This window comes from Sphingomonas sp. (genome assembly GCF_035555815.1).
Taxonomy (GTDB): Bacteria; Pseudomonadota; Alphaproteobacteria; order Sphingomonadales; family Sphingomonadaceae; genus Sphingomonas.
Map to the genome: position 1 here is coordinate 1 of NZ_DATMGG010000190.1, position 15,705 is coordinate 15,705.

A 15,705-nucleotide genomic window follows, 5' to 3' on the forward strand; every position below is an offset into this window, starting at 1 on the left:
CGGGATCATCAGCCGGCCGCGGAAACGGTCGTAGGGGGCCTTGTCCTCCACCCCGATCAGCAGGCCCGCCTCGACCAGCATCGGATCGCCATAGGCCTTGAGCGCGTCCTTGAGCTTGCCGCGCGAATCGGGGGCGAAGCCGAGGCCGAACGCCTTGACCGTCTCCGGCTTGATCCCGCGCTTCTCCAGCAACGCGCGCGCCTCCGCGCCGGCGATGCCGTTCAACTGGTCGGTGAACCACTGGGCGGCATCGGCCATCGCCTCATGCAGCCCCCTGGCGCGTTCGGCGCGCTCGGCGGACTGGCGGTCGAGCGCGGGCATCTCCAGCCCGGCGACCTGCGCCAGCTCCTTCACCGCATCCATGAACGGCAGCCCGCGCTGATCGGTCATCCAGCGGATCGCGTCGCCATGCGCGCCGCAGCCGAAGCAGTGGTAGAAACCCTTATCGTCGTTGACGTAGAAGCTGGGCGACTTCTCGTTATGGAACGGGCAGCAGGCGCGGAATTCCTTGCCCGCGCGCTGGAGCTTCACCGATTTCGCGATCAGCCCGGACAGGTGCGTGCGGGCGCGCAGTTCGTCGAGGAATTGCGGGGTGAGGGTCATGGGCGGGCAACCACGTCCCCGTTCGTCCCGAGCGTAGTCGAGGGACGGGTCGACGGCGGCCGTGCCCAGTAGGATAGCGCCGCCCAGTCACCGGCGATGAGCGCCTCCTTCTTCTTGCGCGACCATGGGCTGATCCGGCGTTCGGCCTCCAGTGCTTCGATCCGGGTCGGGAACGCCTGCGACCAGACCAGCGTCACCGGCTGGCGCCGCGCGGTGAAATCGCAATAGCCGCCGGCGTGATGCTGGGCGATGCGCCGTTCAAGATCGTCGGTGTGGCCGGTGTAGTAGCGGCCATCGGCACATCTCAGGATGTAGGTCGAGAAAGCCATACCACCCTTTGCCAGACTCGAGCGATTCGAGTCGAGGATTAAGCGTGTGCCGGGCCAGGGCGCACAATAACGCCTTTGCCTCGCATCAGGATCGGTCCCTCGACTACGCTCGGGACGAACGGGGACGGGAGAATCGGGATAAAGGGGGGGCGTTACGAAAGCGCCGCCTTCACCAGACCGCTGGCCTTGCTCATGTCGAGCTGCGTGCCGTGGCGCGCCTTCAGTTCGGCGATGACGCGGCCCATGTCCTTCATCCCCGACGCGCCCAGTTCGCCCTTGATCGCGTTGATCGCGGCGCGGGTCTCGTCCTCGCTCATCTGCTGCGGCAGGAAGCGTTCGATCACCGCGACCTCGACCGCCTCGGCATCGGCGAGTTCCTGGCGGCCGCCCTTCACGTACATCTCGATCGATTCGCGGCGTTGCTTGACCATTTTTTGCAAGACCTCGACCACCAGCGCATCGTCGCTTTCGGGCGCCTTGCCGGTGCGCGCCTCGATGTCGCGGTTCTTGATCGCGGCCTGGATCAGGCTCACGGCGTTGCGGGTTTCCTTGTCGCCGGCTTTCATCGCGGCGATCTGGGCGGCTTTGATATCGTCTCTGATCATGCGAGCCCCATATCCCGGTTGGCCAGTTGACGCGAGGGGGGGAGGGGTCTAGCTGCCGCCCCTTAGCGACATCGCTGCAGAAACCCCAACGGAGTGCCCGCCCGCAATGGCCGACGCCAATCCCTATGACGTGCCCGCCGGTGCCACCGGCGTCCTTGTTCTGGCATCGGGTGAGGTGGTGTGGGGCCGCGGATTCGGCGCCGAGGGCGAGGCGGTGGGGGAAGTGTGCTTCCACACCGCGATGACCGGATATCAGGAGATCATGACCGACCCGTCGTTCGCGGGCCAGATGATCGCCTTCACCTTTCCCCACATCGGCAATGTCGGCGCCAACCCCGACGACGTCGAGGCCGACGATCCCCACGCGCTGGGCATGATCGTGCGCGAGGACGTGACCGAGCCGAGCAACTTCCGCGCGGCCGAGCATCTCGATTCGTGGATGAAGAAGCACGCCCGCATCGGGCTGTCGGGGGTCGACACCCGCGCGCTGACCCGCCGTATCCGCGTGGGCGGTGCGCCCAACGGCGTGATCGCGCATTCGGCGAGCGGGGAATTCGACATCCCGCTGCTGCTCGACATGGCGCGGAACTGGCCGGGGCTGGAGGGGATGGACCTGGCCAAGGCGGTGACGACGCAGACCCATTTCGGCTGGGGCGCGGCCAACGCCGGCGGCGTGTGGCGACTGAGCTTTGGCTACGCTGCCGACGCGCCCGAAGGTCACACCTGGACGGAGGGGCGTCCGCATGTCGTTGCCATCGATTATGGCAGCAAGCACAATATCTTCCGCAACCTTGTTAAGGCTGGTGCGAAGGTGTCGGTGGTGCCCGCGACTGTGACCTTTGACGAGATCATGGCGCTTGCGCCGGATGGCATCTTCCTGTCGAACGGCCCCGGCGATCCGGCGGCGACCGGGGAGTATGCGGTGCCGGTGATCCGCAAGCTGCTGGAGACCGGCAAGCCGCTGTTCGGCATCTGCCTGGGGCACCAGCTGCTGGGGCTGGCGGTGGGCGCACAGACCACCAAGATGTTCCAGGGCCACCGCGGCGCCAACCATCCGGTCAAGCGGCTGAGCGACGGCGCGGTCGAGATCACCAGCATGAACCACGGTTTTTCGGTCGAGCGCGACAGCCTGCCCGAAGGCGTGCGCGAGACGCATGTCAGCCTGTTCGACGGATCGAACTGCGGGATCGAACTGATCGATCGCCCGGCGTTCAGCGTGCAATACCACCCCGAGGCGTCGCCGGGGCCGCAGGACAGTTTTTATCTGTTCGAGCGGTTCGTGGGGATGATGGGAGAGAACTGAATGGCGACCGTTCGGAAGTTTGAGGTCGAGCATCTCGACAATGCGCGCCCGCACGATGAGGTCGACCATGCGGTGGTGCGCCTAGTCGACTGCGGTAGGGAAAAGTTCCTACAGATAGATACATATGGGCGCGAAACACGCGAAATCCCGCGAAAACTTTCGCAGACTATTCGGCTTGATAGGGCGGCTTTTGAGAAGCTCGTCTCACTTGGACAAGACCACTTCTAATGCCCAAACGCACTGACATCTCCTCCATCCTCGTCATTGGCGCGGGGCCGATCATCATCGGGCAGGCGTGCGAGTTCGATTATTCGGGTACGCAGGCGATCAAGGCGCTGAAGGAAGAGGGCTATCGCATCGTCCTGGTCAATTCGAACCCGGCGACGATCATGACCGATCCCGATCTGGCCGACGCCACCTATGTCGAGCCGATCACGCCCGAGATCGTGGCGAAGATCATCGAGAAGGAACGGCCCGACGCCGTCCTGCCGACGATGGGCGGGCAGACCGCGCTCAACACCGCGCTGGCGCTGTTCCGCGACGGCACGCTCGACAAGTTCGGCGTGCAGATGATCGGCGCCGATGCCGAAGCGATCGACAAGGCCGAGGACCGGCTGAAGTTCCGCGACGCGATGGACAAGATCGGGCTGGAATCGGCCCGATCCGCCATCGCCCATGATGAGGCGGAGGCGCTGGCCGGGCTGGACAAGGTCGGGCTGCCCGCGATCATCCGCCCCAGCTTCACGCTGGGGGGCACCGGCGGCGGCATCGCCTATAACCGCGAGGAATTCCTGGCGATCGTGCGGAACGGGCTGGACCTGTCGCCGACCAGCGAGGTGCTGATCGAGGAATCGCTGCTCGGCTGGAAGGAATATGAGATGGAGGTGGTCCGCGACCGCGCGGACAACGCCATCATCATCTGTTCGATCGAGAACATCGATCCGATGGGCGTCCATACGGGCGATTCGATCACCGTCGCGCCGGCGCTGACGTTGACCGACAAGGAATATCAGATCATGCGCAACGCGAGCATCGCGGTGCTGCGTGAAATCGGCGTCGAAACAGGTGGTTCCAACGTCCAGTTCGCGGTCAATCCGAAGGACGGCCGGCTGGTCGTGATCGAGATGAACCCGCGCGTCAGCCGGTCATCGGCGCTGGCGTCGAAGGCGACCGGCTTCCCGATCGCCAAGGTCGCGGCCAAGCTCGCCGTGGGCTACACGCTCGACGAGATCGAGAATGACATCACCGGCGCCACCCCGGCATCGTTCGAGCCGACGATCGATTACGTCGTCACCAAGATCCCGCGCTTTGCGTTCGAGAAGTTCAAGGGCGCCGAGCCGTTGCTGGGCACCGCGATGAAATCGGTCGGCGAGGTGATGGCGATCGGCCGCAACATCCACGAATCGATGCAGAAGGCGCTGCGCGGGCTGGAAACCGGGCTGAGCGGGTTCAACGACGTCGACCATCTGGTCGGCGCGCCGCGCGAGGAGATCGAGGCGGCGCTGGCGTCGCCGACGCCCGACCGGCTGCTGGTCGCTGCGCAGGCGCTGCGCGAGGGCTTCACCGTCGCCGAGGTCCATGCGATCGCCAAGTACGACCCGTGGTTCCTGGAGCGGATCGCCGAGATCGTCGCCGCCGAGAATGAGGTCGCCACCGACGGCCTGCCGCGCGATGCCGCCGGGATGCGGCGGTTGAAGGCGATGGGCTTCAGCGACAAGCGCCTTGCCTATCTGGCGGTCAAGTCGGCGGGGCTGCGCGATCGCTTTCCGGCGCGCAGCGGGCTGATCCATGAGGCGGTCAAGGCGATGACCGGCGGCGTCACCGAAGGCGAGGTGCGCGCGCTGCGCCACAAGCTGGGCGTCCGCCCGGTGTTCAAGCGGATCGACACCTGCGCCGCCGAGTTCGAGGCGAAGACGCCGTACATGTATTCGACCTACGAGGCGCCGACCTTTGGCCTGCCGGAGGACGAGAGCCAGCCGAGCGACCGCCGCAAGATCGTCATCCTGGGCGGCGGGCCGAACCGGATCGGGCAGGGGATCGAGTTCGATTACTGCTGCTGCCACGCCTGCTTCGCGCTGGCCGACGCCGGCTATGAGACGATCATGGTCAACTGCAACCCGGAGACGGTGAGCACCGATTATGACACGTCCGACCGCCTCTATTTCGAGCCGCTGACCGCCGAGGACGTGCTCGAGATCCTTGAGGTCGAGCGGTCGAACGGCGAACTGGTCGGGGTGATCGTCCAGTTGGGCGGGCAGACCCCGCTCAATCTGGCGAAATCGCTGGAACAGGCGGGGATCGCGATCCTGGGCACATCGCCCGACGCGATCGACCTGGCCGAGGACCGCGAACGCTTTGCCGCGCTGGTGGCGAAGCTGGGCCTGAAGCAGCCCGCCAACGGCATCGCCCGCAGCCGGGACGAGGCGATCGCGGTGGCTGAGCGGATCGGTTATCCGGTGCTGATGCGCCCCAGCTATGTGCTGGGCGGGCGGGCGATGGAGATCGTCGATTCGCCGGTGCAGCTCGACAATTACATCCAGACCGCCGTGCAGGTGTCGGGCACATCGCCGGTGCTGATCGACCGCTATCTGCGCGACGCGGTCGAGGTGGACGTCGACGCGATCGCGGACGGCACCGACGTGGTCGTGGCCGGCGTGATGCAGCATATCGAGGAAGCCGGCGTCCATTCGGGCGACAGCGCCTGCACGCTGCCGCCGTACAGCCTGTCGGCCGAGGTGATCGCGGAGATCGAGCGGCAGGCCGATGCGCTCGCCCGCGCGCTGTCGGTCAAGGGGCTGATGAACATCCAGTTCGCGGTGAAGGACGGCGAGGTGTACCTGATCGAGGTCAACCCGCGCGCCAGCCGGACGGTGCCGTTCGTCGCCAAGGCGATCGGCACCCCCATCGCGAAGATCGCGTCGCGGGTGATGGCGGGCGAGAAGCTGGCCGACCTGCCAAAGATCGACCGCGCGGTATCGCATATCGCGGTCAAGGAAGCGGTGTTCCCCTTCAATCGCTTCCCCGGCGTCGATCCGGTCCTGAGCCCGGAAATGAAATCAACCGGCGAAGTCATGGGAATCGATAGCGATTTCCCGATGGCGTTCGCCAAGGCGCAGCTTGGCGCCGGCATGGTGCTGCCAAGCGGCGGCAACGTGTTCGTCAGCGTCAAGGACACCGACAAGGCCGTGGTGCTGCCCGGCGTGCGCATCCTGGCCGATCTGGGCTTCACCATCGTCGCGACCGCCGGCACCGCCGACTATCTGATCGCCAACGGCGTGACGGTCGAGCGGGTCAACAAGGTCGCGCAGGGTCGCCCGCACATCGTCGATCGCATCCGCGACGGCGATATCGCGCTGATCTTCAACACCACCGAGGGGTGGCAGTCGCTCAAGGACAGCCAGGAGATCCGCAAATCGGCGCTGGCGGGCCGCATCCCCTATTTCACCACCGCCTCCGCCAGCGTCGCCGCGGCGCGCGCGATCCAGGCCTGGGGCAGCACCTCCCTTGAAGTGCGCCCGTTGCAGGCCTATTATTCGCAGTCGCACAATTGATCCCCCACAGTCGGTGTTGATGTGCGGACGGGCCGATCGGCCCGTCTGGGGAATGGGGCGTTAAGGAAGAGGGCGAGATGGCCACGGTCGAAAAGATGCCGATGTTGCAGGAGGGCTATGAAAAGCTCACCACGGATCTGAAGCGCCTGAAGGAAGAACGCCCGCAGATCGTCGACGCGATCGAGGAAGCGCGCGCGCACGGCGACCTGTCCGAAAACGCCGAATATCATGCCGCCAAGGAACGGCAGGGCCAGATCGAGGCCTCGATCGCCGATATCGAGGACAAGCTGAGCCGCGCGCAGATCATCGATCCGACCGAATTGTCGGGCGACAAGATCGTGTTCGGCGCCACCGTCACGTTGATGGACGAGGACGACAAGCCGGTCCGCTACCAGATCGTCGGCCAGACCGAGGCGGACGCCAAGTCGGGCCGGATCAGCTACAACTCGCCGCTGGGCCGCGCGCTGATCGGCCGCAAGGTCGAGGAAGAGGTGGAAGTGACGGTGCCGTCGGGCGACCGCTACTACCTCGTCAACAAGATCGAATTCATCTGATCCCCAGCCGATTCGCCGCCGCGCCCGCCGTCTGGAGCATCGCCGCGGCCACCATCGTCGTCAGCCTGTGCGTCCAGTGGACGGTGGGGAACGTCGATGCGGCGTTCGTCGCGGGATTTGTCCCGGGCCGGGTCGCGATGGGATGGGCGGCTGATCTGCCCGGCGCGGTTCCGGTCGCGTTCACCCCGCTCAGTTCCGCGCTGGTCCACGGCGGCGTGCTGCACCTGCTGTCCAACATCGTCATGCTGATCGCCACCGGCGTGGTCACCGAACGGGTGATCGGCAGCCGGGGCGTGCTGATCCTCTATGGAGTCGGCGCCTATGCGGCAGCGGCGGCGCAGTGGCTGGCCGATCCGTCGTCTCCGGTGCCGATGATCGGCGCGAGCGGCGCGATCTCGGCGGTGGTGGGCGCATCCGCGCTGCTGTTTGGCCGGTCCAAAGCCCGCGCGTTCGGCCCGGTGCCGGCGCGGGTGGTGCATGTGTTGTGGCTGCTCGCCGCGTGGAGCGGGCTCAATCTGGCATTCGCGTTCGTGCTGGCCCGCGCGGGTATCGACGTCGCGGTCGCCGCGCATATCGGCGGGTTTGCAGCGGGGCTGGCGCTGGCGCGGCCGCTGCTGGCGTGGAAGTGGCGCGGGGCGTAGGGTTTTGAGGGACGAAGCCTTGTGGCGATTCAGGGCATCATGCGCGGCGCTGGATTGCTTCGCCCGGCAGGGCCGGGCTCGCAATGACGGGTTGAAATCACTTTATCCCCGTCTCGGCGCGGTTTCGGTAGGGCGCGTTATCGATCCCCGTTCGCGCTGAGCTTGTCGGAGCACCGCCCTTCCGTCGTCCCGCCGGCATCGAAAGAAGACCGGCGCTTCGACAAGCGCAGGGCGAACGGTGAGGGCGCGACTTTCCTCGCCCCTACGCCCGCGCGAAGTCGCCGGCGTCGTCCATCACCCACAATTCGCCGTCGCGGATCGCGAAATAGGCGCCGCGCAGCTTGAGCTTGCCCGCCGCTTCCCGCTCCGGGATGCACGGGAAGGTACGCAGGTTGGCGATCGACACGCGCACCGTTTCCAGCTCCATCGCGCGCACCGCTTCTGGCGTGTTGCCGAATTCGGCGAGGATGCGGTCGCGCGCCTCATCGAGCAGGTCGACCCAGTGCGCGATGAAGCCGCCCTCACCGGGAGGCGCCCCCTCGAAGCGGCGCGACAGCGCCGCCGCGACGCCGCCGCACGTGCCGTGACCCATCACCACGATTTCCGGCACCTCCAATTGGGTGACGGCGAATTCCAGTGCCGCCGACACGCCGTGGCGCCCGCCGCCCAGCTCGAACGGCGGGACGAGGTTGGCGATGTTGCGCACGACGAAGATCTCGCCGGGCGAGACGTCGAAGATCTGGGCGGGATCGACCCGGCTGTCCGAACAGGCGATCACCATCACGCGCGGGGCCTGCCCTTCGCTCAACTGCGCCCATCGCTCGCGCTGCTCGCTCCACCCTTCGGTACGGAAGCGGCGATAGCCGGCGACGAGATCGGTGAAGTCGGTCATGCCGCCTGCTTTTGCACCGACGGACGGGGCTGGCAAGCGGGGCGCGGCATCGCTATCTGGCGGGCATGAACGACATGTCACCGCTCCCGCGCGAACCGCGCCAGCGCAAGCCCGACTGGATCAGGGTCAAGGCGCCGACCTCCGCCGGTTTCGCGGCGACTCGGGCGCTGATGCGATCGAAGAGCCTGACCACGGTGTGCGAGGAAGCGGCCTGTCCCAACATCGGCGAGTGCTGGAGCAAGAAGCACGCGACGGTGATGATCCTGGGCGACACGTGCACGCGCGCCTGCGCCTTCTGCAACGTCAAGACAGGGATGCCGCGCCGCGTCGACCCGATGGAGCCCCAGAACGTCGCCGATGCCGCGGCGCAGATGGGGCTGGAGCATATCGTCGTCACCTCGGTCGATCGCGACGACCTGCCCGATGGCGGCGCGTCGCAGTTCGTCAAGGTGATCGAGGCGATCCGTCGTGCCAACCCGACCACGACGATCGAGATCCTCACCCCCGATTTCCGCAACAAGCACGAGGCGGCGGTGGAGGCGATCGTCGCGGCGCGCCCGGACGTGTACAACCACAATCTGGAAACCGTGCCGAGGCTCTATCCGACCATTCGCCCGGGTGCCCGCTACTATGCGTCGCTGCGGCTGCTGGAGGGGGTGAAGAAGCTCGATCCGTCGATCTTCACCAAATCGGGCGTGATGCTCGGGCTGGGCGAGCAGCGGCTCGAGGTTCACCAGGTGATGGACGACATGCGCTCCGCCGACGTCGATTTCCTGACGATGGGCCAGTACCTCCAGCCGACCCCGCGTCACGCCAAGGTCGAGGATTTCGTCACGCCGCAGGCGTTCGACGCCTATGCCGCGATCGCGCGGGCCAAGGGATTCCTGCTGGTCGCGTCGTCGCCGCTGACCCGGTCGAGCTATCACGCGGGCGACGATTTCGCGAAGATGCGCGACGCACGCGCGGCGAAGCTCGCCCAGGCGCGCTGATGCCGCGTCACGCCGAGACCCGGCAGCTACCCTATACGCCGGAACAGATGTTCGATCTGGTGGCCGACGTCGCGCGCTATGGCGAGTTCCTGCCGTGGGTGGCGGCGATCCGGGTGCGATCGGACAGCGACACCGCGATGGTCGCCGACATGATCGTCGGCTTCAAGGGGCTGAGCGAGACGTTCACCTCACAGGTCGAGAAGGCCCGGCCGGAGCGGATCCACGTCGATTACCTCGACGGTCCGCTCAAATACCTCCACAACGACTGGCGTTTCCGGCCCGACGGGCAGGGGGGCACGCTGGTCGATTTCTCGGTCGATTTCGCGTTCAAGAACCGCGTGTTCGAGATGCTGGCCGGGCAGGTGTTCGACCGGGCGCTGCGCAAGATGATTGGCGCGTTCGAGGCGCGTGCCGCCGACCTTTACGGATCCGGCGTGCCCGGCACCAGCAGCGACAGCGCGCACAGCGCCGCCTGAAGCCGCACACCGCCGCGGCCCAGGTCGCCGAACTGATGCGTGTCGGCGACGACATGTTCCGGGTCCGCGCCCTTTTCCGCACGGGCGAACACCACCGTGCCGACCGGTTTCCGCTCGCTGCCGCCGCCCGGCCCGGCGATGCCGGTGATGGCCACCGCGACGTCGGCACCGGTCGCCGCCAGCGCACCCTGCGCCATCTGCCACGCCACCGCGATCGATACCGCGCCAAAGGTTTCCAGCACGTCGGTGCTGACCTTGACCAGCGCGGTCTTGGATTCGTCCGAATAGGTGATCAGGCCGCCTTCGAACACGTCGGACGACCCGACGATCTCGGTCAGCGCGGCCGAGACCAGCCCGCCGGTGCAGCTTTCGGCGACCGCGATGCGGCGGCCGGCGGCGCGATTGGCGTCAATCACGCGCCGCGCCGCATCGACCAGTTCCGCCGGCAGGAGAGTATCGATCGTCACGGCTTGCCGCCCCCCGGTTCACAGATGACGAAGCCCCCCTTCGTCTGTTGCTTTCGCTGCGCAAGTTCGGCGACCGTGACCACCAGGCCCACGGTATTGCGCGCCGGCAGCGGATCGATCAACGTCAGCAACCGATCGATCGATCCGCAATCCTGCGGCTTGAGATCCTTGACGATCAACGGCGCGAGCAAAGATCCGACCAGCGGCCGCGCGAAATCATTCTCCACCATCTGCGCGGCGTCCGGCGGCAACAACTTGCGCAACGCCGCGCGCGCCACCGGCCACGCCCCGTCGCCGTTCATCGCATATCTGGCGGCGAGCTGATCGGCCGGGCGGCGCAGATAGGCGGTGGCGGGCAGGCTGGGCGCGCACATCGTCGCGGTCAGGCGCACCAGATCGGGCGCGACCAGCGTCACGATCGCTTCCGCCTCACGCGGGGAGACACACAGCGTGACCGGCGCAGTCTGCGCCGCGGTCGCGGCAGCGGCGCCGGACCAGAGCGCGGCGGCGACGGCAATGGATGGCAGCTTCATCGACGGACTCCCGGCACGCGAACGGTCGCGATGGCCTGCGCGGCGATCCCCTCCTCGCGGCCGGTGAACCCCAGCCTTTCGGTGGTGGTGGCCTTGACCGAAACCTGGCCCGCGTCAAGCCGCAGCAGCGCCGCGATCGACTGACGGATCGCGGCGCGGTGCGGCCCGATCTTCGGCGCCTCGCAGATCAGGGTCAGGTCGACGAAATCGATGATGCCGCCTTCGGCCCGGACCAGCCCGGCGGCGTGCTCGAGGAACTGGCCCGACGCGGCGCCGCGCCATTGCGGATCGCTGGGGGGAAAGTGGCTGCCGATATCGCCCGCCGCGATCGTGCCGAGCAGCGCGTCAGTGATCGCATGCAGCGCGACGTCGGCGTCGCTGTGGCCGGACAGCCCGCGATCGTGCGGGATCAGCACGCCGCCCAGCCACATCTCCTCGCCCGATTCGAGGCGGTGGACGTCGTACCCGGTCGCGCTGCGCGAAGTCATGGCGGTCGCCAGCCGCGCCTCGGCGGCGGCGACGTCGGCGGGGTAGGTGAGCTTTTCGAGCATCGGGCTTCCTTCGACCATCGCCACCGCCTGCCCGGCGGCGCGGAGCATCTGGGCGTCGTCGGTGGCTTCGGCATCGTCGGGCCAGGCGGCGTGCGCGGCGACGATCGCGGGGTAGTCGAACGCCTGCGGGGTCTGCACGCGGTAGAGCCCGTCGCGCGGAACGGTCGCGCCGAGCGCGGCGCTCCCGTGCGCGAGCGTGTCGGCGACCGGCAGCACCGGCACCACGCCGGGGGTATCGTCCAGCGCCGCGACAAGGCGGTCGATCACCTCGGCGGGCAGGAACGGGCGGGCGGCGTCATGGATCAGCACACGATCGACTTCGGTCAGCGCGGTCAGGCCGGCGCGGACCGACTCGCGCCGGCTGGCGCCGCCGATGACCCAGCGCGCGTCGCTGATCGCGGCGAAGACGTCCTGCTGGCCTTCGCCGATCACCACGACGACGTCATCGATCGCGGGGTGGGCGCGGAACGCGGCGATGCTGTGCGCGACCACCGGCTGGCCGCCGAGCGGTGCGAATTGCTTCGGTACGCCGCCGCCAGCGCGCGATCCCGAACCGGCGGCGACGATCAGGGCGGCAGTGCGAGTCATCCGGCGGCGCCTAGCCGATGCGGGTCGGTCGCGCCAATATTTGGTTCACGCGACGCCGCGAAGGCGCGAGGAAGAACGGTTTTTTCGCGCGGAGGCGCGGGGCTCGCCGGCGCCTCGTTCGTCAGCGCGTTGCGGGGGTTTTTTTCGCGCGGAGGCGCGGAGACGCGGAGGGGACTCGCCCTTGGCCCCGTCTCGCGTCCAGCGAGACCTTGGATGCTGCGGCGAACGGCGAGCATGAAGGCCGCTGGGGCGGCGAACGATCGCCGCAGGCGAAACCCTCCGCGTCTCCGCGCCTCCGCGCGAACCCGTTCTTCTGTCTTCGCGGCGTCGCGTGAACCGGTTCTTCTCTGTTCGCGGTTTCGCGTGAACCATTGATCTTGCCAACCGCCCCTTGCTCAACTAGCGGATCGTGCCTAATTTTCGGGCACATCATGCAGACGCTTTCCCCCATCCAGGTCGGCCCGGTGCGGATCGACACCCCGGTGCTGCTCGCGCCGATGACCGGGGTGACCGACCTGCCGTTCCGCAAGATCGTGCGGCGCTATGGCTCCGGCCTCAACGTAACCGAGATGATCGCCAGCCAGGCGGCGATCCGCGAGACGCGCCAGTCGATCCAGAAAGCGCTGTGGGACAAGATCGAAGACCCGGTGTCGATGCAGCTGGTCGGCTGCACACCGCACGAGATGGGCGAGGCGGCGCGGCTGGCCGAGGACAAGGGCGCCGCGATCGTCGACATCAACATGGGCTGCCCTGTGCGCAAGGTCACCAACGGCGACGCCGGGTCCGCCCTGATGCGCGACCTGCCGCTGGCGACCGCACTGGTCACGGCGGTGGTCAAGGCGGTGAAGGCGCCGGTGACGCTCAAGATGCGGATGGGCTGGGACCATGCCAGCCTGAACGCCCCCGAACTGGCGCGGATCGCGGAGGATCTGGGGGTGCGGATGGTCACCGTCCACGGCCGCACCCGCAACCAGATGTACAAGGGCCAGGCCGACTGGGCGTTCGTCCGCACGGTCAAGGATGCGGTGTCGATCCCGGTGATCGTCAACGGCGACATCTGCTCGGTCGAGGACGCGCGGACCGCGATTGCGCAATCGGGCGCCGACGGGGTGATGATCGGGCGCGGCGCCTATGGCCGGCCATGGCTGTTGCGCCAGGTGATGGACGCGCTGGAGGGCAAGACGCCGCGCGACGACCCCGGAATCGCAGAGCAATATGCCGTTCTTGTAGAGCATTACGATGCGATGCTCGATCTGTATGGCAAGGAAGTCGGCACCAACGTCGCGCGCAAGCACATCGGCTGGTACACGCGCGGGCTGCACGGCTCCGCCGAGTTCCGCAACCGCGTCAATCAGGTGCCGGACCCGGCGGTGGTCAAGGCGATGCTCGCCGAATTCTATGCCCCATGGACCACGCGCGCGGCCGCGTGAGCAGCACCGCGGGCGAACCTGGCTTTGCGGAGCTGTTCGCCGCGCTGCCGGTGGCGGCGCTGCTGGTCGGCCCCGACGGCCGGATCGCGCGCGCCAATGCCGCGTGCGAGACGTTGCTCAACTTTTCCGAGCGCGCGATGGCGGGGCAGGAGGTCGACATGCTGGTCCGCTTTCCCGAGGCCCATGCCGACCGGCGGCGCGGGCGGGTGTTCGCCGCCTATGACGCCGACATCGGCATCGGCCGGGTCGGGCGGTTGCGCGTCGACCTGCTGGAGAGCGAACTGCCCGACCGGCCCGGCTGGCGGATCGTGACGCTGCGCCAGACCCCGGCGACACGCGGGCACGGTGCCGACCGCGCCGCCGGTGCCCGCGCGGCGATCGGCGCGGCGGCGATGCTGGCGCACGAGATCAAGAACCCGCTGTCGGGCATCCGCGGCGCGGCGCAATTGCTGGGCGAAGGCGGGATCGATACCGGCGGGCAGGGCGAGCTGACCACGCTGATCACCACCGAGGTCGACCGCATCGCCGCGCTGATCGATCGGATGCAGGATTTCACCGACACCCGCCCGCTCAAGCTGGCGGCGACCAACATCTATCCGCTGCTCGGCCATGCCCGCCGCGTGGCGGTGGCGGGGTTCGGACGCGGGGTGACGGTGGACGAACGGTTCGATCCCTCGCTGCCGCCGGCGCTGGTCGACAGCGACGCGCTGCTCCAGGTGGTGCTCAACCTGCTCAAGAACGCGTGCGAGGCCGTGGCGGATCAGCCGGCGCCGCGGGTGACGATCACCACCGCCTATCGCCACGGCATGTCGGCCAGCGCCGCGCCGGGCCGCCCGCGCCTGCCGCTGCCGATCGAGTTGACGGTGACCGACAACGGCCCCGGCGCGCCCGGCGACATCGCCGCGCACCTGTTCGAGCCGTTCGTGTCGGGCAAGGCGGAGGGCCGGGGCCTCGGCCTGCCGCTGGTCGAGAAGCTGGTGCGCGACATGGGCGGCATCGTTCAATATGCCCGTGAGGGCGAACCGGAGGTGACGGTGTTCCGCGTGATGCTGCCAAGGGCCATGGATGCGTGAGGGCCATATCCTGGTCGTCGACGACGACGCCGCGATCCGCACCGTCGTCAGCCAGGCGCTGCGGCGCAAGGACTATCGCGTCGCCACCGCCGCCAGCCTGCACGAACTGCGCCGCGCGCTGGCGACGGAACTGCCCGATGTGCTGATCACCGACGTGGTGCTGCCCGACGGTGACGGCATCGCGATGGTGCCCGAGATCCTGGCGGCGCACCCCAGCCTGCCGGTGATCGTGCTGTCGGCGCAGAACACGCTGTCGACCGCGGTGCGCGCCAATGAGGCGGGGGCGTTCGACTATCTGCCCAAGCCGTTCGACCTGGATGCGCTGACGCAGGCGGTGGCGAGCGCCCTGGCGCGCGGGCGGCGCGGGCCGGGTGACGTCATGGCGCCGGCGGAGGACGCGGTGCCGATGATCGGGCGCTCGCCGGCGATGCAGGAGGTCTATCGCATCATCGCCCGTGTCGTCTCCAACGACCTGACCGTGCTGGTGTCGGGCGAATCGGGGACTGGCAAGGAACTGGTGGCGCGGGCGATCCACGATCTGGGGCCGCGCCGCCACGCGCCGTTCATCGCGCTCAACATGGCGGCGATCCCGCGCGAGCTGATCGAGGCGGAGCTGTTCGGGCACGAACGCGGCGCCTTCACCGGCGCGGCGGCGCGCAACGCCGGACGATTCGAGCAGGCGGCGGGCGGCACGCTGTTCCTGGATGAGATCGGCGACATGCCGAAGGAGGCGCAGACGCGGCTGCTGCGCGTGCTCCAGTCGGGGGAATTCACCACCGTCGGCGGCGCGCGCACGATCAAGGCGGACGTGCGGATCGTCGCCGCGACCAATCGCGACCTGGCGGCGCTGGTGAGCGCGGGCGGATTCCGAGAGGACCTGTATTACCGGCTCAACGTGGTGCCGGTGACGCTGCCGTCGCTGCGCGAACGGCGGCAGGACGTCGCGCTGCTCGCGCGCCATTTCCTCGATCGGGCGGCCGAGGACGGATTGCCGCGCAAGCAGATCGGCGCCGAGGGCATCGTCGCGCTGGAGGGGCATGACTGGCCGGGCAACGTGCGTGAGCTGGAGAATCTGATGCGGCGGCTGGCCGCGCTCAGCCGCGACGAGTGGATCGGCGCG

Annotated in this window: 16 protein-coding genes; 9 read left to right on the top strand and 7 right to left on the bottom strand. The window is 68.0% G+C overall.

Annotation, left to right across the window (positions count from 1 at the left end; all coding sequences use genetic code 11):
* The 3 genes from VNR91_RS10920 to VNR91_RS10930 all read right to left on the bottom strand — a co-directional run.
* On the bottom strand, nucleotides 1–603 hold a 603-nt coding region (locus VNR91_RS10920), incomplete at its 3' end, for a CHC2 zinc finger domain-containing protein (protein WP_325490798.1).
* Entirely contained in the window at nucleotides 600–932 is a 333-nt protein-coding gene (locus VNR91_RS10925; RefSeq protein ID WP_325490799.1) for a GIY-YIG nuclease family protein, read from the bottom strand. The genes VNR91_RS10925 and VNR91_RS10920, both read right to left, overlap by 4 nt.
* Before the next feature lie 152 nt (nucleotides 933–1,084).
* The gene (locus VNR91_RS10930) at nucleotides 1,085–1,537 is read right to left on the bottom strand and encodes a GatB/YqeY domain-containing protein (RefSeq protein ID WP_325490800.1); all 453 of its coding nucleotides are present in this window, start codon (nucleotides 1,535–1,537) and stop codon (nucleotides 1,085–1,087) included.
* Nucleotides 1,538–1,643: 106 nt separating this feature from the next.
* Here VNR91_RS10930 and carA point away from each other — a divergent pair, with 106 nt between their 5' ends.
* The 4 genes from carA (at nucleotide 1,644) to VNR91_RS10950 (ending at nucleotide 7,586) form a co-directional block, all read left to right on the top strand.
* Nucleotides 1,644–2,840, top strand: coding sequence for a glutamine-hydrolyzing carbamoyl-phosphate synthase small subunit (carA, locus tag VNR91_RS10935; RefSeq protein WP_325490801.1), 1,197 nt, complete (start codon nucleotides 1,644–1,646; stop codon nucleotides 2,838–2,840).
* Nucleotides 2,841–3,067: 227 nt separating this feature from the next.
* Nucleotides 3,068–6,391 carry a carbamoyl-phosphate synthase large subunit gene (gene carB / locus VNR91_RS10940; protein ID WP_325490802.1) on the top strand — a complete coding sequence of 1,108 codons (3,324 nt, stop codon included), beginning with the start codon at nucleotides 3,068–3,070 and terminating at the stop codon, nucleotides 6,389–6,391.
* Between the two features lie 77 nt (nucleotides 6,392–6,468).
* Entirely contained in the window at nucleotides 6,469–6,945 is a 477-nt protein-coding gene (gene greA / locus VNR91_RS10945; protein WP_325490803.1) for a transcription elongation factor GreA, read from the top strand.
* 83 nt (nucleotides 6,946–7,028) lie between these two features.
* On the top strand, nucleotides 7,029–7,586 hold the full coding sequence (locus VNR91_RS10950) for a rhomboid family intramembrane serine protease (protein ID WP_325490804.1): 558 nt from the start codon (nucleotides 7,029–7,031) through the stop codon (nucleotides 7,584–7,586).
* Between the two features lie 262 nt (nucleotides 7,587–7,848).
* Here the strand turns inward: VNR91_RS10950 and VNR91_RS10955 are convergent, their stop codons facing one another.
* Complete coding sequence (locus VNR91_RS10955; RefSeq protein WP_325490805.1) at nucleotides 7,849–8,478, bottom strand: carbonic anhydrase; 630 nt, start codon at nucleotides 8,476–8,478, stop codon at nucleotides 7,849–7,851.
* A 65-nt stretch (nucleotides 8,479–8,543) separates the two neighbouring features.
* On the opposite strand from VNR91_RS10955, the gene lipA reads away from it, so the two are divergent.
* Together lipA and VNR91_RS10965 are read left to right on the top strand one after the other, a co-directional pair.
* Entirely contained in the window at nucleotides 8,544–9,467 is a 924-nt protein-coding gene (gene lipA, locus VNR91_RS10960; RefSeq protein WP_325490806.1) for a lipoyl synthase, read from the top strand.
* Nucleotides 9,467–9,943: a type II toxin-antitoxin system RatA family toxin gene (locus tag VNR91_RS10965; protein WP_325490807.1), complete on the top strand. Its 477-nt coding sequence runs from the start codon at nucleotides 9,467–9,469 to the stop codon at nucleotides 9,941–9,943. Before lipA ends, VNR91_RS10965 begins: the two co-directional genes overlap by 1 nt.
* Here VNR91_RS10965 and VNR91_RS10970 read toward each other — a convergent pair.
* From VNR91_RS10970 to VNR91_RS10980, 3 genes are read right to left on the bottom strand one after another with little or no spacing between them, the layout of a single operon-like run.
* Nucleotides 9,889–10,404 carry a CinA family protein gene (locus VNR91_RS10970; RefSeq protein WP_325490813.1) on the bottom strand — a complete coding sequence of 172 codons (516 nt, stop codon included), beginning with the start codon at nucleotides 10,402–10,404 and terminating at the stop codon, nucleotides 9,889–9,891. The two genes, VNR91_RS10965 and VNR91_RS10970, sit on opposite strands and share 55 nt — an antisense overlap.
* Before the next feature lie 2 nt (nucleotides 10,405–10,406).
* Entirely contained in the window at nucleotides 10,407–10,943 is a 537-nt protein-coding gene (locus VNR91_RS10975; protein WP_325490808.1) for a hypothetical protein, read from the bottom strand.
* On the bottom strand, nucleotides 10,940–12,082 hold the full coding sequence (locus tag VNR91_RS10980; RefSeq protein ID WP_325490809.1) for a bifunctional 2-C-methyl-D-erythritol 4-phosphate cytidylyltransferase/2-C-methyl-D-erythritol 2,4-cyclodiphosphate synthase: 1,143 nt from the start codon (nucleotides 12,080–12,082) through the stop codon (nucleotides 10,940–10,942). Before VNR91_RS10980 ends, VNR91_RS10975 begins: the two co-directional genes overlap by 4 nt.
* Nucleotides 12,083–12,513: 431 nt before the next feature.
* Between VNR91_RS10980 and dusB the strand changes: the two genes are divergently transcribed.
* The 3 genes from dusB to VNR91_RS10995 form a co-directional block, all read left to right on the top strand.
* Nucleotides 12,514–13,512, top strand: coding sequence for a tRNA dihydrouridine synthase DusB (dusB, locus tag VNR91_RS10985; RefSeq protein ID WP_325490810.1), 999 nt, complete (start codon nucleotides 12,514–12,516; stop codon nucleotides 13,510–13,512).
* The gene (locus VNR91_RS10990) at nucleotides 13,488–14,585 is read left to right on the top strand and encodes a two-component system sensor histidine kinase NtrB (RefSeq protein ID WP_325490811.1); all 1,098 of its coding nucleotides are present in this window, start codon (nucleotides 13,488–13,490) and stop codon (nucleotides 14,583–14,585) included. Before dusB ends, VNR91_RS10990 begins: the two co-directional genes overlap by 25 nt.
* Nucleotides 14,578–15,705 (top strand): sigma 54-interacting transcriptional regulator (locus VNR91_RS10995; protein WP_325490812.1); only part of this gene is annotated, 1,128 nt, incomplete at its 3' end. The genes VNR91_RS10990 and VNR91_RS10995, both read left to right, overlap by 8 nt.